A 16,010-nucleotide genomic window follows, 5' to 3' on the forward strand; every position below is an offset into this window, starting at 1 on the left:
GCATTGCGGGAGTGGTTGGAGGTCCGTGATGATCTGGCGAAGGTAGATGACGCCCTCTTTGTCGGGGTTCGCGGTAAACGCATTGATACCCGTCAGGTGCGGCGCATTGTCGGACAGGCGGCCATGGTCACAGGTGTGGACCATCTTTCCCCGCATTCCCTGCGTCATACTGCGGCAACACACCTGCTGGATGGGGGAGCGGACCTCCGGCAGGTTCAGGAGATGTTGGGTCATTCCTCCTTGCAGACGACCCAGATCTATACCCATGTCAGCTCCCAGCGTCTCCTTGATGCCTTCAGGCAGGCGCACCCGCGGGCGTGAGAGGCTTGAGTCGGATGGTCGGAGCCGGTAGCAATCTGATTGGATTGAGGTAATCCTCACCGATCTTCGCACCCCACTGCAGCCCCGGGTATGGGGTGGTGGGATGGCCTAGCCGCCCGATAATCTGCTTTTCAGCGACCACCTCCCCGACCGTGAGGATGGTGTGAACCGGCTGGTAGGTGGTCCTCACCCCATCTGGGTGGGTGATCGATATCGTCGGTGTTCCCACGACCATGCCGGCAAAAGCCACCACTCCATCGGCAGGGCTTAGCACGTCAGCACCGATATCCAGGGGGAGATCCACCCCGCGATGGCCGGGTAACCAATTGTGCTCCGGCTTATCAAAAGGGCGCAGAATCATGCCGGCACGGGGTAATCCTGAGGCCGGATTTACATAGGCTGCTGCACTTGGTGAGAAAAACAAGCAGGCAACCAATAAGCTGATGGCCAATATCAGAGCCTTGAGAAGGTTTCGGAGGTGGTGTTGTCTGTAGTGGGATGTGCTAAGCCAGGAAGTCATATCTTGATGATCAATCAACAGTGCTCCTGTGTCACCGATCTCAGTGTGTGCCTGTGGAACATGGCGCAGGTGTGACAGGTGGGAACAGGCCAACCCAGACTTGTCCACAGCCCGTTTTCTACCGTTTGGGGATGCAGGTCAAAGTATGTAAACTGTTCTCAGCAGTGTGCCTGAAAACTCCCTCTCGTTTAATCGGGTTGGCGTGACAGAGCCATTGACTACGCGCGGTGAAAACTCTGAACTTTGCGTCAGAAGTCCAGTTCAACCAGGTCCCAGAAACTCTTTAAAGAGTTTTCGGGTGTTGTTCATGGAGCCCATCGCTAGGGTGCAGGACCAAAACCTGCACAAATTTTCCAAAACCGAAATTCAATACTTAAGAAAGGGGCTTACCATGGCAGTTGTAACCATGCGAGAGCTTCTCGATGCTGGTGTCCACTTCGGTCACCAGACCCGCCGCTGGAACCCGAAGATGCGTCGTTTCATCTTCACCGAGCGCAACGGCATCTACATCATCGACCTGCAGCAGACCCTGACCTACATCGATCAGGCCTTCGAGTTCGTCAAGGAAACTGTTGCTCACGGCGGCACCGTCCTCTTCGTTGGTACCAAGAAGCAGGCACAGGAAGCTGTCCAGGTTGAGGCAGACCGCGTTGGCATGCCATATGTCAACCACCGTTGGCTCGGCGGCATGCTGACCAACTTCCAGACCGTCTCCAAGCGTCTGAGCCGCATGAAGGAACTCCAGGCAATGGATGCCGCTGAGGGTGGCTACGATGGCCGCACCAAGCGCGAGATCCTCATGCTGACCCGCGAGCGCACCAAGCTGGAGCGCGTCCTCGGCGGCATCGCAGAGATGACCCGCATCCCTTCCGCTCTGTGGATCATCGACACCAACAAGGAGCACATCGCTGTCTCCGAGGCTCACAAGCTGAACATCCCGGTTGTTGCCATCCTGGACACCAACTGTGATCCGGATGTTGTCGATTTCCCAGTTCCTGGTAACGACGACGCTATCCGCTCCACCGCACTCCTGTCCCGCGTTATCTCCACCGCTGTGGAAGAGGGCAAGAAGGCACGCGAGGAGCGCCAGCTGGCTGCTGCTCGTGAGGCTGCAGGTGAGACCAAGGCTGAGGAAGCAACCGAAGAGGCTGCTCCAGCTGCAGACGCACCTGAGGCAACCGAGGCGAAGCAGGAGACCGCAGCTGAATAAGCTGTAACTTTCCGCTGATGCTTGAAGCCCCCACGGCGATGGAACTTTTTACATAAATTTCATACGCCGTGGGGGCTTCTCGTGCAGCCATTTCCGCACCGTGTTCCTGTGATTGCATGTACGATCACATGGGAGTACGGGCGGGCAGGGCCGATGTGCCCTAACCTAAGCTTGTAAAGCATTAATTATCCATACATAAGGAGGATCGCCCCCTAATGGCGAACTACACCGCTGCGGATGTTAAGAAGCTCCGCGAACTCACCGGTTCCGGCATGCTCGACTGCAAGAAGGCACTGGAGGAGTCCGCTGGCGACTTCGACAAGGCTGTTGAGATCCTGCGCGTCAAGGGCGCCAAGGATGTCGGCAAGCGCGCAGAGCGCAACGCCACCGAAGGCCTCGTCGCTGTTTCCGGCAACACCATGATCGAGGTCAACTCTGAGACCGACTTCGTTGCTAAGAACGATGAGTTCAAGAGCTTCGCCGCAGAGATCGCTGAGGCAGCAGCAGCTGCTAAGGCCAACTCCACCGAAGAGCTTGCAGCTGCTGACCTCAACGGCAAGTCCGCTGGAGACGCACTGCAGGAGTTCTCCGCCAAGATCGGCGAGAAGCTCGAGCTGCGTCGTGCTGTCACCCTTGAGGGCGACAACGTTGCTGTTTACCTCCACCACCGTTCCGCTGACCTGCCACCATCCGTCGGTGTCCTGGTTGCCTACACCGGTGAAGGCGAGCAGGCTGAGGCCGCTGCACGTCAGACCGCAATGCAGATTGCTGCACTGCGCGCTTCCTACCTGACCCGTGATGCTGTTCCAGCTGAGGTCATCGAGAAGGAGCGTTCCATCGCTGAGCAGATCACCCGCGAAGAGGGCAAGCCAGAGCAGGCTATCCCGAAGATCGTCGAGGGTCGTCTGAATGGCTTCTACAAGGAGAACGTCCTTCTGGAGCAGGCTTCCGTCGCTGACTCCAAGAAGACCGTCAAGGCTGTTCTGGATGAGGCTGGCACCACCGTCACCTCTTTCGCTCGCTTCGAGGTTGGCCAGGCTTAAGCCTAGAAAGACCTTCAGGGCACTGCGTTCCTGATTATGGTTGATCCCTGTTATATGACAGGGACCAACCACACCAGCCCCGTGCATCATCTTCATCAGATGCGCGGGGCTGAATTGTGCGCACAGTCGACACCGAAACACGTGCCACATAACCAGTCTTAAGACTCAGTTGGGCCCCACCCGATCCAACAACTTGATAAAGACAATGTAAGATCAATTGCCAGAAATAGGGAACGCTTTCAAATAGGTTTCCACCTGGCAGGCAGGCCCCCATAGCACTATGGAACTGTCCCACCACGAACCGAAGGAGAACACCACGGTGACCACCCCGAGTGAAGAACCCCGCAACGGCTACAAGCGCGTAATGCTCAAGCTCGGAGGTGAAATGTTCGGTGGAGGTGAAGTCGGTGTCGACCCAGATGTGGTTGACAACGTGGCTCGCCAGATCGCCGAGGTTGCCAAGGGCGGTGCCGAGATCGCCGTGGTCATCGGTGGTGGAAACTTCTTCCGTGGTGCTGAGCTTCAGCAGCGCGGAATGGACCGTGCACGTTCCGACTACATGGGCATGCTCGGTACAGTCATGAACTGTCTGGCACTCCAGGACTTCCTCGGCCAGCACGGCGTGGAGTGCCGTGTCCAGACTGCCATCAACATGGCGCAGGTCGCTGAGCCCTACCTGCCACTGCGTGCAGAACGTCACCTGGAAAAGGGACGCGTGGTCATCTTCGGTGCCGGCATGGGTATGCCGTACTTCTCCACTGATACCACTGCAGCACAGCGTGCACTGGAAATCGGCTGCGATGTTCTGCTCATGGCCAAGGCCGTGGACGGAGTCTACAGCGATGACCCACGTACCAACCCTGAGGCGGAGCTCTACACCGAAATCACCCCGAAGCAGGTTATTGAGCAGGGACTGAAGGTTGCGGATGCCACCGCCTTCAGCCTGTGCATGGACAACAATATGCCGATCCTCGTGTTCAACCTGCTGACCGAAGGCAATATTGCCCGCGCGGTGAACGGCGAGCGTATCGGTACTCTGGTTGAGTCCTGATAGATTTACTTTAAAGAACACGGCTTCCGCAGGAAGTCTTGAACTGCGAAAGCACAGGAGAATTATCTGATGATTGACGAGATCCTTTTCGAGTCCGAAGAGCGCATGTCCCACACTGTGGAGCACACCCGCGAGGACCTAATCACCATCCGCACCGGTCGCGCGAACCCAGCCATGTTCAACCGTGTCGTCGCCGACTATTACGGTGTTCCCACCCCCATCACTCAGATGGCCAGTATTTCGGTTCCTGAGCCACGCATGTTGCTGATCAAGCCTTATGAGATGAACTCCATGGGGGCGATCGAGAACGCCATCCGTAACTCTGACCTGGGTGTCAACCCCACCAACGACGGCCAGGTGCTGCGTGTGACCATCCCTCAGCTGACTGAGGAGCGTCGTAAGGAAATGGTCAAGATGGCCAAGGGCAAGGGTGAAGATGGCAAGATCGCTGTCCGTAACGTGCGCCGCAAGGGCATGGAGCAACTGAAGAAGCTTCAGAAGGACGGCGACTTCGGCGAAGATGAGGTAGCAGCTGCTGAAAAGGAGCTGGACAAGGTCACCTCTCGTTACATCGAGCAGATTGACCAGGTTGTCACCAGGAAGGAAGCAGAACTGATGGAGGTTTAAAAGGCCTCTTCAGTTCACTTGAGAACCGTCGTTTCATCGTCCCAGGAGGCGAGGGAGCGACGCTTTCTTCTGTCTGCAGCTTCTCTGAAATCCTGCACCAGGAAGAAAAAGCTGGCAACATCTGCGATCATAATGACAACCACGAGGAGAACCCCCATGAGTGAGCCGGAGCAACATCACCGGACCATGCGGATGCCCAAACCAAAAAACAGCGCGGGCCGCGATCTAAAAGCAGCCATCGGTGTCAGTGTGGGGCTCGCCCTCCTGGTCGTCATCGGCATTCTGCTCAGCCCCTGGGCCTGGTACCTGTTGGTCGCCGGGGCCATCGCTGTTGCCACCTGGGAGGTGGGCGGCAGGCTTAAGGAAGCCGGTTACCATCTGCCGATGCCGATCATGATCATCGGTGGGCAGGCCATGGTCTGGACATCCTGGCCCTTTGGAACTTCCGGCATCCTGGCCTCCTATGTGGCTACTGTCCTAGTGCTGATGTTCTTCCGGGTGTTCTACAACGGGCCTGAGAAAGAAGCCAAAAACTATCTGCGTGATACCTCCGTGGGAATCTTCACCCTCACCTGGATCCCGCTCTTTGGCAGTTTCGCTGCGATGCTCTCCCTCATGGAGAACAACAGCATCCCAGGCACCTTCTTCATCCTGACCTTCATGCTCTGTGTGATCGGTTCAGATGTCGGTGGGTATATCCTCGGTGTGTTCTTCGGTTCCCACCCGATGGCCCCGGCAGTCAGCCCGAAGAAATCCTGGGAAGGCTTCGCAGGTTCCATCCTTTTTGGTTCCATCGTCGGCGCACTCGCAGTCCACTTCCTCCTGGCACACCACTGGTGGCTGGGGGTGCTGCTGGGTATCTGCCTGGTTATCTGCGCAACCCTGGGTGACCTGGTGGAATCCCAGTTCAAGCGGGACCTGGGGATTAAGGACATGTCCAACCTGCTCCCCGGTCATGGTGGAATCATGGACCGTCTTGATGGCATGCTGCCGTCAGCGATGGTCACCTGGCTGATTCTCAGCGTGGTCAGCAGCTCCTACGCCGGCTGACACACAACCCTTAAGTCACAACAGACAAGGCCTCCTTTTCCCTGGAGTGAAAACCGGGGGAAGGGAGGCCTTGAATGCTTTAACGGAAGGGGGCTATCAGGCGAGAGCCTTCCGCATCTTCTTGATCCGGCGACGGTATTCAAACATGCGCACGCCACCGACCATGGCCATGATGAGTGCTCCGGCGATGGCACACAGGAGATAGGCGATGCCAGCAGGGATCTCGAAGGTCCAGGTGATGATATTCATCTCCACCGAGGCCTGGTTCTGCAGAATGAAGACAAGCAGCGCGATCAACAACAGCGCACCTACGATGAGGGCCACCCAGGTTCCACCAGCCAGGGTCTTGGTGGCTGCAGGCGGTGCCTCCTGTTTGGGAGGCGTTGGTTCACTGACAGTTTCGGCTTCGACCTGCACCGGAGTCTCCTCCCGGATAGCAGGAACAGATGTGGGGGAGTGCCCTGCATCAGGGATATCCTGGATATAGGGGTCGAGAGCAGGGTCGGCACCATGCTCCGGATGTGGATCGTTGGTGTGTGCTCGGTGGTTAGTCATAGCTTCATTGAACTACCAGTCGGGCATTTTCGCTACATATTCTTACTATTGATATCGAATAGTTGATTTACGGGAGGGTGCGTCATCAAGCACCACCGCAACCCATCGCCCACCGATACGGCCGAGGAATAGATCACACCCTCTGGCCAGCGGTGATCCTTCCCGCTGAAGTTAGACTGTTTACCCTCCCACGTGCAACAATAGGGACTATTATGGCTACACCCTTACCACTGGTATTTTCTGCCCCTAAACGCGGTATGCCTCCAGCTCACTTTGCAGACCTCTCCGACGAAGCTCGGATTGAGGCGCTTTCTGAACTTGGCCTGCCAAAATTCCGATTGAATCAGATTGCCCGCCATTACTACGGCCGGCTTGAAGCTGACCCGATGACTATGACTGACCTGCCTGAGACAGCACGTCAGCAGGTCAAGGACGCACTGTTCCCCACATTGATGTCACCCCTGCGTGTGGTGGAAGCCGATGATGAGAACACCCAGAAGACCCTCTGGAAGCTCCACGACGGCACCCTCCTGGAATCAGTGCTCATGCGCTACCCAGATCGAGCCACCCTGTGCATCTCCTCCCAGGCCGGCTGCGGAATGGCCTGCCCATTCTGCGCAACAGGGCAAGGCGGACTGGACCGTAACCTCTCCACCGGTGAGATCGTGGACCAGGTCCGCAACGCGGCAGCCACCATGCATGCTGAAGGCGGACGTCTGTCCAACATCGTGTTCATGGGCATGGGCGAGCCATTGGCCAACTATAAGCGGGTGGTCTCCGCGGTCCGTCAGATCACCCAGCCAGCACCAGCCGGCTTTGGACTGTCCCAGCGCAGTGTGACCGTCTCCACCGTGGGACTGGCACCGGCGATCCGTAAGCTTGCCGACGAAGACATGTCTGTCACCCTCGCTGTCTCCCTGCACACCCCGGATGATGAACTCCGTGATGAACTGGTGCCGGTGAACAACCGTTGGTCCGTGGCCGAGGTACTGGATGCCGCACGTTATTACGCGGACAAGTCCGGTCGTCGTGTCTCCATTGAGTACGCGCTGATCCGCGACATCAATGATCAAGACTGGCGTGCCGACATGCTGGGGGAGAAGCTCCACAAGGCACTCGGATCCCGCGTTCACGTCAACCTCATTCCACTCAACCCGACCCCGGGCTCCAAGTGGGACGCATCGCCTAAGGATCGTCAGGACGAGTTCGTCCGCCGTGTCATCGCCAAGGGTGTTCCGTGCACTGTGCGTGACACCAAGGGCCAGGAAATCGCTGCGGCCTGTGGCCAGCTGGCTGCTGAAGAAAACGAAGAGAAGAAATAAGCACGACAAGTCATAATTAACTTCACGTTGATTATCCTTGTGCAGTGGTAGTCTCGGGCGGGAACACACCCTTTGATAAGGGCTGTTCCCGCCCGAGATTTTTGCTTTTTGGAAGGATACTGCACTGACATGACCGACGATGCTCCAACCTCCTGGATACCCCTGAAGGATCCAACACACCAGGCACTGGCAGTACGGGAGCTGACCAAGATGTATGGCTCCCAGGCGGCAGTGGACAATATCAGCCTGGATATTCCACGAGGTGCAATCTACGGCATCGTCGGCCCCAACGGTGCTGGCAAGACAACAATGCTGTCCATGGCCACCGGCCTGATTCGCCCCACCCATGGTGCGGCCTGGATCGCCGGAGCTGATGTCTGGCGAGAACCCCTGCGTGCCAAACAATCCATGGGGCTGCTGGCCGATGGCCTACCCATCTTTGACCGACTCTCCGGGCGGGAACTCCTGACCTACGTCGGTGCCCTGCGTGGTCTGGATGAGGCGGTGGTGCAGCAGCGCAGCACGGAACTCCTGCAGGCACTTGGATTGGCTGATGCAGGATCCAAGAGAATCGTTGATTACTCAGCAGGTATGACCAAGAAGATTCTGCTTGCCCAGGCTCTTCTCCATAACCCGGAGGTACTGATCCTAGATGAACCCCTTGAAGCGGTTGATCCGGTGTCTGGACGTCTCATCCAGTCAATTCTACGCAACTTTGCTGCAACCGGAGGCACGGTGGTGCTCAGCTCCCATGTCATGGAACTGGTGGAGGGCCTGTGTGATCACGTGGCGATCATCAACAGGGGCCGAGTCGTGGTGGCTGGGCACGTCGAGCAGGTTCGTGCCGGCCGTTCCCTGACTGATGTGTTTGTGGATGCTGTCGGCGGGGCAGCACTGGGGGAGGGATCACTGTCCTGGCTCGGCGGTGGACATGGTGCTGGTGATGGCAGCGATAACTCCGGACGTGCCGAAGGGGAGCGTTAGAAACCATGACCAGAACGCTTCTCAAACTTCAAGCCACCCTGTGGAGACGCACGGTGGCAGGCAATAGCGCCGCTATCGTCATGATTGCGATGGTGGTGATCTATGGACTGATCGGGTTGTTCAGTTTCATGGTGATGCTGGGCATGGGGCTATCCGAAGGCACAACAGGAATGCTGGCCGGTGTGGTGGCTACCGGAACCATCGCCTATGTCATCGCAGCGATCATGTGGCCTTCCGGAGAAGGGCAGATACACCCTGCTGCTCTGGCAGTGATGCCCATTGAAGCAAGCAAGATCATGCCCGCACTGGCCATTGCCACACTCATGCAGTCACGGGGAATCATAGCCCTGGTGTGCACCGTGACCACCGGTGTAGTTGCCTCAGTGTTCTACCCGGCAGCGATGATCCCGGTGGTCTGGGTGATGCTGGCACTGGCCCTGATCATGACCCTGCTGCTGGGTGAACTCATCAGTTCCCTCGGATCTGCCACCTCATCCCGTGGCAGCAAGGAACGGATGAGCCTATATGCTTCCGTCGGGTTCATGGTGCTCATCATCGCCTATCAGCTCTTTGCCTCCCAGGGATCTGCCGCACACCTTGACACCTTCGGTGATATTGCCCGGTGGACCCCGTTTGCTTCCACCGCAGGTGCGATTGAGGCAGCTGTGGCCGGCCAGTGGATGATGGCCGCGGTCTTTGCTGTGCTGAGCCTGCTCTATGTGGCTGGAGGATTCTGGTTGTGGAGGGGTTTCATTGCCAAGGCACTGACTGCTCCGCTGGATGGTGGTGGGGGAGTCGAAACCAAGAAGAAGTCCGCCGCCTCTGCGCAGGACAAGCGTGCATTGTTCTTCCAGAACCTGCCCTGGACCCCTTTCTGGGCTGTGTACTCCCGTTCCCTGTTGTATCTGGTCAGGGATTCCCGATTGCTTGCTGCGATGATCACCTTCCCCATGCTCGGTGTGATCTTCCTGGTACAGAGTTTTACCATCGACAGCTTCATGATCTACATGGGACTGATCTTCATGGCCATTTTCAGTGGCGCAGTGGCCACCAATGACTTTGGTTATGATGGGCCCTCCACCTGGATCAACATTGTCTCCGGGGCGCCAGCACGTGCGCTGCTGCTGGGGCGACACCTGGCACAGATGACCCCGGCAGTGGTTTTTCTTCTGCTCTATGCGGTCATCGCGCTGGTGGTGTCTGGAAACTTTGTCCTCACTCTGCTGATCATCGGACTCACGATCGGGATGCTCGCAACCACAGCAGGTGTCGCCCTCTACACCACCACATTCAACCCATTCGCCACAGCGAAACCAGGCACGAGCCCTTGGGGTGATCGCAGTGGATATTCCGGTGCCGCATTCATCTCCGCCTTCGCCACGATGCTGCTCGGATGGATTCCCTCCCTGCCCGGTATTGTGCTCACACTCTGGGGTTACAACACGGATACCGTCTGGATGATGGTGCTTGGTCAGATCCTGGCTCTGATGCTTCCCGGCGCGCTGTATGCACTGGCCATCCGTGTCTGTTCCACACGGGTGGAACATCACATGCCGGAAATCTTCGACAAGGTGAAAAGTTATGTGGGCTAGGTCCATGTAAAACCGCCAGGGCAGATGATGGTGATACAGGGCAATAACTCAAAGGGGATAGCAGGGAAGTGTTCCTACCCTCCCCTGTGCTTTCCTACAGTTGTGCCTCCTACCAGCCGGCTGGTTCCAGCTAGATATGGATCATGACGTTCTTGAGCATGTTCTCCGGTGGACAGGAAGATTGTTTCGACCATGGCACCCTGGGGGCTTTGGGAGATCAGCCGCAGATACACCATTCGGGGTGGAGTTCCAGGGGGTGACCACCTTCAACAGCCACAGAGGGGCAGACATCCTTCAGTGGTGAAGCCGGGTGGATGAGGGACTTCCGGTGGGGTGTAAAGGGTACGAAAAAGGAGCCTGCGATGAAAGCAGACTCCTTGAGTTCGTTGGTGGAAGAAGTGTTACTTCTTCTCCTCCAGGCGCAGATGACGAACGCGCTCTGGATCAATGTTGATGGAACGCAGCTGGTTGTCATTTAGCTCACCCCAGGTGCCGGAGAGGGTGGCCTGGTCATAAGTCCAGTCTGGCTCAACATGACCAACCGGCTTGTTGCGGGAGGTGACGGTGCGGACCTGGGAAAGCTTTGGCTCAAACAGGTGGATCAGCAGGCCGATGGCGATCAGGCCAGCGATGACACACAGCCAGATGGTCTCAACGTGACCCTTATGGTTGCCGAAGTTCATGCCGAGCAGGAACAGGACGGAGATCCAACCAGAAATCTGGATGGCGTTACGTCCGATGTCGTGCCAACCCCATGCTGCCGAGGGCTCGTCAAGGGTGGAGACACCGTTGTAGATCTCGGGCTCAATCTTGTGGGAGGAACCAGCCACGTCATACTCCTTCATTCGCACACCACGCCTTCAAGCGTGAAGCGCACCTACAGAACTTGGTTTTACTTCGTTCATGTTCTCACATTTCCCCTGGCGACGCTAAAAAACCACTATGGCCCACATCGCGCTCAGCTGCGGTAATGGGGTTCTCTTGCTGGCTTTTTCCATAACCCCACCCTTTGTATCGCCCCAAACGGGTGTAGTTGGAAGGGGAATCTCCTCATATCTGTCCAGTGCAGCACCGGCAGGAAGCCCTCAGTGCTGTCCAGTGTCTGGTGCCTCATGCGACACTAGACACTGTGACTAAGAAAATTTTGATCCTCGGAAGCACCGGTTCCATTGGTACCCAGGCGCTGGAAGTAATCGCAGATAACCCGGATCTGTTCACCCTGGCGGGTATTGCGGTGGGTGGCACTAACCCGGCGCTGGCCATTGAGCAGGCGCAGAAGTTCAATCTCCATCCCGAGCAGGTGGCTGTGGCAGGTGAACAGGCCGCAGCCACGGTGAGTGCAGTATTGGGCGGCACTGTTCTTTCTGGTGCTGATGCGGCAAAGGATCTGGTGGACTCCACCCAGGCCACCAACCCGGCCGATACTGTTCTCAATGCGCTCGTGGGATCGATGGGGCTGGGGGCAACGCTTGCCACCTTGCGGTCCGGCGCCAAGCTTGCTCTTGCTAATAAGGAATCCCTTGTTGCTGGTGGTGATTTTGTGATCTCGCAGGCCAAACCGGGGCAGATCATCCCGGTTGATTCTGAGCACTCAGCGATGGCGCAGTGCCTGCGCAGTGGCACCGAGGAGGAAGTGGCACGCATTGTGCTTACCGCCTCTGGAGGGCCATTCCGCGGCTGGACGAGGGAGCAGATGTGGGAGGTCACTCCTGAACAGGCGGCGGCGCACCCCACCTGGTCAATGGGGCAGATGAATACCTTGAACTCCGCAACACTGATCAATAAGGGGCTGGAGCTGATTGAGGCCACCCTGTTGTTTGATATCGATGCAGATCTGATTGATGTGTCTGTTCATTCGCAGTCGATCATCCACTCCATGATCACCTTCAAAGATGGAGGCACCATCGCACAGGCGTCACCACCGTCGATGAAGCTGCCGATCGCCCTGGCCATGAACTGGCCCCACCGTGTCACCGGTGCACAGCATGCCTTGGACTTCACGCAGGCACACACCTGGGCCTTTGAGCCGGTGGATGATGAGGCCTTTCCCGCGGTGCGGTTGGCACGCCAGGCGGCACAGAAGAAAGGCACGTTCCCGGCGGTGTACAACGCAGCCAATGAAGAGGCGGCAGCAGCGTTTCTGGCAGGACGGATCCGCTTCCCGCAGATCGTCGATGTGGTGGGGGAAATCCTTGAAGGGGCTTCCCAGTTTGCTGGTGTATCCTCAAACATCGATGACATTCTGGCCACCGAGGTTGAGGCACGTATGCGGGCCAACCAGCTGATTGATCGCCTGGCCAAATAGTCACAGTGCGCGGCAGTACCTGTAGGTCTGCCGTTTCAAGACAACAGAAGTTAGTAAGGAGCTCCACCGCGTGGCAGCCTATCTCGTCGGTGTGGTGCTATTTTTCTTTGGCATCGCAGTAACCATTGCGCTTCACGAGTGGGGCCATTACATCACCGCCCGGATCTTCGGTATGAAGGTCCGTCGCTTCTTCATCGGTTTCGGCCCCAATGTGTTCTCGGTCCGTCGTGGCGAGACGGAATATGGTGTGAAGGCTGTCCCTGTCGGTGGGTTCTGCGAAATCGCAGGCATGACCATCCAGGATGAACTGGAGCCGGGCGAGGAACACCGTGCCATGTACAACAAGCCCTGGTGGCAGCGCATCATTGTGCTCTCCGGCGGCGTGGCCATGAACATCCTGGTCGGTTTCCTGGTTCTCTACGGTGTTGCGGTGAGCTCCGGAATTCCGAATCCTGATACGGATTTCACCCCGACGGTGGGATCTGTGCAGTGCGTTCCAGACCGCCAGATTGACACCAGCACCTTGTCGGACTGCGTCGGTACCGGGCCTGCCGGTGATGCCGGGATCCGGGTCGGTGACCGCATCCTGGAGGTTAATGGCCAGGAGGTCGTTACCTTCGAGGAGGTGCGTGACACTGTCCTGCTGCTACCAGGTGAGACGATCACGGTCCTGGTGGAGCGTGGCAGCGAGCTTATCGACGTCACCATGGAGGTTGAATCCGCCACCCGTCTGAGCGCCACCGGTGAAGAAATCACCGTCGGTGCCATCGGTGTTACCAGCCAACCGCCGACCGATGTGTACAAGAAATACGGCGCAATTGAAGGTGTGGGAGCAACTGCACGTTTCACCGGCGACATGATTGAGGCCACATTTGATGGTCTCATGGCGTTTCCCGCGAAGATCCCCGGTGTCGTGGCATCCATCTTCGGTGCAGAACGCGATATTGAAAGCCCGATGAGTGTGGTCGGCGCCTCCCGTATTGGTGGGGAACTGGTTGAACGCTCCATGTGGGACATGTTCATGATGATGCTGGCCAGCCTGAACTTCTTCCTTGCGCTGTTCAACCTGGTTCCACTGCCGCCTCTGGACGGAGGGCACATCGCGGTGATCCTCTATGAGAAGATCCGTGACTTCTTCCGGAAACTGCGCGGAAAGGGGCCAGGAGGTCCTGCAGATTACACCAAATTGATGCCGATCACCGTCGGTATGGCGGCGTTGTTGTTGTCAATCGGTGCGATCGTGATCGTCGCTGATGTGGTCAATCCGATCAGATTGTTCGGATAGAATCCTCCACGGCTTTCCGGGGGTCTACCCACCGCCCATGCAGTGATAGACTTTCGTCTCATAACTGAACTTCACCCAGAACGTTTCACGGCAACCCACAGCCTTATACCGGTGTACAGGGTTGTCGACTCAAGGAGTATGTAACTTGTCTACCCCAATCGGTCTTGGTCTTCCCCCAACTCCACCACCTACGTTGGCACCCCGTCGTAAGACCCGCCAGCTGATGGTGGGGGCGGTTGGAGTTGGATCCGATCACCCGATCTCGGTGCAGTCGATGACCACCACCAAGACACATGACATCAATGCCACCCTGCAGCAGATCGCCCAGCTGACCGCCAGTGGTTGTGACATTGTGCGCGTGGCCTGCCCGATGACCATCGACGCTGAAGCGCTGCCGATCATCGCTAAGAAGTCCCCGATCCCGGTGATTGCGGATATTCACTTCCAGCCTAAGTACATCTTCTCGGCCATTGAGGCCGGTTGTGCTGCGGTGCGTGTCAACCCTGGCAACATCAGGGAATTTGACGGCCGTGTCAAGGAGGTTGCCAAGGCAGCCGGTGACGCGGGCATCCCTATCCGCATCGGTGTCAATGGTGGCTCCCTGGATAAGCGCATCCTGGACAAGTACCACGGCAAGGCCACCCCGGAAGCTCTCGTGGAGTCTGCACTGTGGGAGGCTGGCCTGTTCGAGGAGCATGGTTATGGCGATATCGCCATCTCCGTGAAGCACTCTGACCCGGTACTCATGGTTGAGGCCTACCGCCAGCTTGCCGAACAGTGTGACTACCCACTGCACCTCGGAGTGACTGAGGCGGGACCCAAGTTCATGGGCACCATCAAGTCCTCCGTGGCGTTCGGTGCACTGCTCTCCCAAGGCATTGGCGACACCATCCGTGTGTCCCTGTCTGCCGATCCTGTTGAAGAAATCAAGGTTGGCGACCAGATCCTGCAGTCGATGAACCTGCGTCCCCGCAAGCTGGAGATTGTCTCCTGCCCATCTTGCGGCCGTGCACAGGTTGATGTGTACAAGCTGGCTGAAGAGGTCACCGAAGGTCTTGACGGCCTGGAGATCCCACTGCGCGTTGCTGTCATGGGCTGCGTTGTCAACGGGCCGGGTGAAGCCCGCGATGCTGACCTGGGTGTGGCTTCTGGAAACGGCAAGGGTCAGATCTTTGTCAAGGGTGAAGTCATCAAGACCGTCCCGGAATCCCAGATCGTCCAGACTCTCATCGAAGAGGCCATGCGTATTGCAGAGGACATGGACCCTGAGGTCCTGGCCGCTGCAGGAGCCGCCGGCATGAAGGCTGAAGTCAAGGTCACCAAGTAGACTTGAGTTAAAACAGCAGAGAAAAGTGTTAGCCCTTTCCCCAGGTGGGACAGGGCTAACACTTATTTATCCACCTGAATTTTAGATAGCAACAGGGTTTTGCACACGGCCATCCACCAGGGTGATCTGCCGATCCAGCATCTTCAGCTGATCAGTGTCATGGCTGACATAGAGTGTGGCGGCACCGTAGGTGCGGGCCATCTCCGTGATCAGGGCAGTGACTTCAGCGGCATTGTGCTGATCAAGGGCAGCAGTGGGTTCGTCGATAAGCAACAGTGCCGGGTTGTGCATGAGCGCACGGGCCAGGTTCACCCTGGCCTGCTGCCCACCAGAGAGCGCACCGACCGGGCGCGCAGCCATGTCGAGCAGGCCGACGGCGTCGAGAAGCTCTCTGGCCTTGGCCTCATGCAGTTCACGCTGGATCTTGCTCGGTGGCCAGATTCGGCCCAGACGGGTGACCAGGATCAACTGGTCGAGCACACTCAAGGACGACAGCAGGTTGGGCTGCTGGAACACGATGCCAATGTGTTCGCGGCGGATCTTTGCGCCGGCCTTGCCGGACACATCACCGGTGAGGTCGATGGCACCCCCACGGGTGTTGAGGATGGCCTGACCGGAATCAGCACCTTGGAGACAACCGAGCACACCCAACAGGGTGGACTTGCCGGAGCCGGAGGGACCGGTGACACCGAGGATCTCACCGGCACTCACCTCGAAGGAAATATCGCGGAGGAGATGGCGGTCGGTGGAACCATCGCGGACAGTCAGGTTGAGATTGGATACTGACAGTGACATGGGCGTGAATCCTTTACTTTCAG

Annotated in this window: 16 protein-coding genes; 12 read left to right on the top strand and 4 right to left on the bottom strand. The window is 57.6% G+C overall.

The window, feature by feature from the left end:
* Nucleotides 1–321 (top strand): tyrosine-type recombinase/integrase (locus Q0M74_RS00565; protein WP_293950736.1); only part of this gene is annotated, 321 nt, incomplete at its 5' end.
* On the opposite strand, the gene Q0M74_RS00570 is transcribed toward Q0M74_RS00565, so the two are convergent.
* Entirely contained in the window at nt 296–841 is a 546-nt protein-coding gene (locus tag Q0M74_RS00570; RefSeq protein WP_366087611.1) for a M23 family metallopeptidase, read from the bottom strand. The two genes, Q0M74_RS00565 and Q0M74_RS00570, sit on opposite strands and share 26 nt — an antisense overlap.
* A 391-nt stretch (nt 842–1,232) precedes the next feature.
* Between Q0M74_RS00570 and rpsB the strand changes: the two genes are divergently transcribed.
* The 5 genes from rpsB (at nt 1,233) to Q0M74_RS00595 (ending at nt 5,822) form a co-directional block, all read left to right on the top strand.
* The gene (gene rpsB / locus Q0M74_RS00575) at nt 1,233–2,051 is read left to right on the top strand and encodes a 30S ribosomal protein S2 (RefSeq protein WP_293950740.1); all 819 of its coding nucleotides are present in this window, start codon (nt 1,233–1,235) and stop codon (nt 2,049–2,051) included.
* 215 nt (nt 2,052–2,266) lie between these two features.
* Entirely contained in the window at nt 2,267–3,094 is an 828-nt protein-coding gene (gene tsf, locus Q0M74_RS00580; RefSeq protein WP_293950742.1) for a translation elongation factor Ts, read from the top strand.
* 319 nt (nt 3,095–3,413) lie between these two features.
* On the top strand, nt 3,414–4,145 hold the full coding sequence (gene pyrH / locus Q0M74_RS00585) for a UMP kinase (RefSeq protein WP_293950744.1): 732 nt from the start codon (nt 3,414–3,416) through the stop codon (nt 4,143–4,145).
* Nucleotides 4,146–4,214: 69 nt separating this feature from the next.
* Nucleotides 4,215–4,772: a ribosome recycling factor gene (frr, locus tag Q0M74_RS00590; protein WP_293950746.1), complete on the top strand. Its 558-nt coding sequence runs from the start codon at nt 4,215–4,217 to the stop codon at nt 4,770–4,772.
* Between the two features lie 156 nt (nt 4,773–4,928).
* Complete coding sequence (locus Q0M74_RS00595; protein ID WP_293950748.1) at nt 4,929–5,822, top strand: phosphatidate cytidylyltransferase; 894 nt, start codon at nt 4,929–4,931, stop codon at nt 5,820–5,822.
* Nucleotides 5,823–5,918: 96 nt separating this feature from the next.
* Here Q0M74_RS00595 and Q0M74_RS00600 read toward each other — a convergent pair whose 3' ends face one another.
* Nucleotides 5,919–6,377 (bottom strand): lipopolysaccharide assembly LapA domain-containing protein, encoded by a 459-nt coding sequence (locus Q0M74_RS00600; RefSeq protein WP_293950750.1) that lies wholly within the window; start codon nt 6,375–6,377, stop codon nt 5,919–5,921.
* 212 nt (nt 6,378–6,589) lie between these two features.
* Between Q0M74_RS00600 and rlmN the strand changes: the two genes are divergently transcribed.
* The 3 genes from rlmN (at nt 6,590) to Q0M74_RS00615 (ending at nt 10,275) form a co-directional block, all read left to right on the top strand.
* On the top strand, nt 6,590–7,699 hold the full coding sequence (gene rlmN, locus Q0M74_RS00605) for a 23S rRNA (adenine(2503)-C(2))-methyltransferase RlmN (protein WP_293950752.1): 1,110 nt from the start codon (nt 6,590–6,592) through the stop codon (nt 7,697–7,699).
* Nucleotides 7,700–7,828: 129 nt separating this feature from the next.
* Complete coding sequence (locus Q0M74_RS00610; RefSeq protein ID WP_293950754.1) at nt 7,829–8,683, top strand: ABC transporter ATP-binding protein; 855 nt, start codon at nt 7,829–7,831, stop codon at nt 8,681–8,683.
* Between the two features lie 5 nt (nt 8,684–8,688).
* A complete protein-coding gene (locus tag Q0M74_RS00615; RefSeq protein ID WP_293950756.1) occupies nt 8,689–10,275 on the top strand; it encodes a hypothetical protein in 1,587 nt (528 codons plus the stop codon).
* Between the two features lie 401 nt (nt 10,276–10,676).
* Here Q0M74_RS00615 and Q0M74_RS00620 read toward each other — a convergent pair whose 3' ends face one another.
* Nucleotides 10,677–11,105, bottom strand: coding sequence for a DUF2631 domain-containing protein (locus tag Q0M74_RS00620; protein WP_293950758.1), 429 nt, complete (start codon nt 11,103–11,105; stop codon nt 10,677–10,679).
* 299 nt (nt 11,106–11,404) lie between these two features.
* Here Q0M74_RS00620 and dxr point away from each other — a divergent pair, with 299 nt between their 5' ends.
* The 3 genes from dxr to ispG all read left to right on the top strand — a co-directional run bounded on the left by dxr (nt 11,405) and on the right by ispG (nt 15,192).
* The gene (gene dxr, locus Q0M74_RS00625; protein WP_293950759.1) at nt 11,405–12,580 is read left to right on the top strand and encodes a 1-deoxy-D-xylulose-5-phosphate reductoisomerase; all 1,176 of its coding nucleotides are present in this window, start codon (nt 11,405–11,407) and stop codon (nt 12,578–12,580) included.
* A 70-nt stretch (nt 12,581–12,650) separates the two neighbouring features.
* The gene (locus Q0M74_RS00630) at nt 12,651–13,865 is read left to right on the top strand and encodes an RIP metalloprotease (protein ID WP_293950762.1); all 1,215 of its coding nucleotides are present in this window, start codon (nt 12,651–12,653) and stop codon (nt 13,863–13,865) included.
* Nucleotides 13,866–14,010: 145 nt separating this feature from the next.
* Nucleotides 14,011–15,192 carry a flavodoxin-dependent (E)-4-hydroxy-3-methylbut-2-enyl-diphosphate synthase gene (ispG, locus tag Q0M74_RS00635; RefSeq protein WP_293950764.1) on the top strand — a complete coding sequence of 394 codons (1,182 nt, stop codon included), beginning with the start codon at nt 14,011–14,013 and terminating at the stop codon, nt 15,190–15,192.
* Between the two features lie 81 nt (nt 15,193–15,273).
* Here ispG and Q0M74_RS00640 read toward each other — a convergent pair whose 3' ends face one another.
* The gene (locus Q0M74_RS00640; protein ID WP_293950766.1) at nt 15,274–15,987 is read right to left on the bottom strand and encodes an ABC transporter ATP-binding protein; all 714 of its coding nucleotides are present in this window, start codon (nt 15,985–15,987) and stop codon (nt 15,274–15,276) included.
* Between the last annotated feature and the right edge of the window lie 23 nt (nt 15,988–16,010).

It is taken from the genome of uncultured Corynebacterium sp. (genome assembly GCF_945649885.1).
Taxonomy (GTDB): Bacteria; Actinomycetota; Actinomycetes; order Mycobacteriales; family Mycobacteriaceae; genus Corynebacterium.